Genomic DNA, 1,831 nt, shown 5'->3' with positions numbered 1-1,831 from the left:
CGGTGCGTGTCAAGGTAGTTGTCGCCTGAATCACGCAGCCAGTCGTTCTTTGTTGCCTCCTGGAAGTTCGCCGGCGCAAACGGTCGCTTCGCGCTCGGGGTTGAGGGCCACCACGTCGATGCGACGCCAGTTGCGGGTTTCTCCAGACCAGCGGCCCGGATTGCTTTGCCGCGCCCGAAGGTACAGCTCATGCCGAGCCTGCAGGATGTGGCGGTCAGTGCCGGCGTGGCGCTGCGCCGGCGTCACGTAGCCGATGCCGCTGTGGCGGTGCGCGTGGTTGTACCAACGCACGAACTCGGCCGCCCAGCCGCGAGCATGGTCCAGGTCGACGAAGCCGCCGGCAGGGAACTCGGGCCGGTACTTGGCGGTGCGAAACAGGCTCTCCACATACGGGTTGTCATTGCTCACGCGAGGGCGCGAATACGACGGGTCGATCCCCAGCCAGTGCAGCATCGCCAGCACGGTGGTTGCCTTGAAGGTCGAGCCGTTGTCGCCGTGCAGCACCGGCTTGGCCGCCATCGCGTGGATGCCCTCGGCCAGCGCGGTGCGCTTGACCAGATGGGCCGCATGGTCGGCGTGATCCGTCGCATGCACCTCGAAGCCGACGATCTTGCGGCTGAACACGTCCAGGATCAGGTACAGGTAGAACCAGCGTCCCAGCACCTGCGCGGGCAGGTAGGTCAGGTCCCAGCACCACAGCTGCGCCGGGGCGGTGGCCACGTGGGTGGTGGGTGGCCGGACCTTGCGCGGCGCCTTGGCGCGGCTGCGGTGCCGGTTTTGGCCGGCCTCGCGCAGCACGCGGCTGAAACTCGATTCGCTGGCCAGGTACACGCCCTCATCGGCCAGGGCAGGCACGATGCGCGCCGGCGGCATGTCGGCAAACCTCGGTTCGTTGGCCACCTCCAGCAGCCGCTGGCGCTCCTCGGGCGTCAGGGCATGGCCTGGGGTCCCACGCAGGGCCGTAGGCCTGCCGTCGCCGGTTTGCAGCCCATCCTGGGCCTTCCAGCGCTGAAGCGTCCGCACGCTGATGCCGGCGAACTCGCAGGCTGCGGCGAGCCGGGCGCCCTCGTGGTGCGCCTGCTCGATGTGTTGGGCCATGTTGCGGCGATCTTCCAGGCCGATCATTCGGCCTCGCCCTTTTCCCTGGGGAAGATCGCCTCGAGTTTTTTTGACAGCACCAGCAAGGCGGCCGCCTCGGCCAAGGCCTTTTCCTTGCGCTGCAGCTCGCGCTCGAGCTCCTTGATGCGGCGGCGGTCCTGCTTGGTCTGCTGCGCACTGGCGGGCTGCTCGTGCGGCTGCGCCAGGGCCTGGGTGGCGCTGCCTCGCCACTGCGCAAGCTGCTGCGCGTACACCCCGTTCTTGCGGCACCAGGCGCTGCGCGCCGTCTCGTCCATGGCTGCCGTCGTGATGACCGCCTCCAGCCGGGCCGCAGCCGTCCAGATGCGCTCGCGCGCCGGCTTGGCCAATGCCTCGGAGCGCCAGCGCTCCAGCGTGTCGGCGTTCACGCCGATCTCCCCTGCCACGGCTTCCACCGCGGCGCTTTCGGGCGGCAGCAGCCTGGCCACCGCGCGATCCTTGAATGCTTGTCCGTATCGAGCCAATTCGTCCTCTTCAACGCCCCCGTGCTTCAAAAATCGGTGGGAAGGCGAGGCTGTGGATTTGTGGACGATGCGCTTCGCGCACCGGCCAGCTTGCCGTGGACAACGCTGGTGCGTTGCCCACCGCGCAGGCCTTCGCCCACAAGCTCCACAGCCACCTACCACCAAGGTAAGAGTCTTGAAGTCAGAGACTCAAGAATCTATCGGGGCGACAACTATTCTGACGCGGGGGG

The 1,831-nt window shown here is 67.7% G+C and carries 1 protein-coding gene; it reads right to left on the bottom strand.

Features of this window, described 5'->3' with window-relative positions:
- Nucleotides 1-30: 30 nt before the first annotated feature.
- Nucleotides 31-1,601, bottom strand: a protein-coding gene (locus DOD19_RS27450; RefSeq protein WP_099047680.1) for an IS3 family transposase whose coding sequence is annotated in 2 segments (ribosomal slippage) — nucleotides 31-1,163 and nucleotides 1,163-1,601 — 1,572 coding nt in all. Because the reading frame shifts where the segments join, the coding sequence is not laid out codon by codon here.
- Nucleotides 1,602-1,831: the final 230 nt, after the last annotated feature.

This window comes from Ralstonia sp. GX3-BWBA (genome assembly GCF_003290055.1).
GTDB lineage: Bacteria > Pseudomonadota > Gammaproteobacteria > Burkholderiales > Burkholderiaceae > Ralstonia > Ralstonia holmesii.
This window is presented reverse-complemented; position numbering and strand designations above follow the sequence as displayed.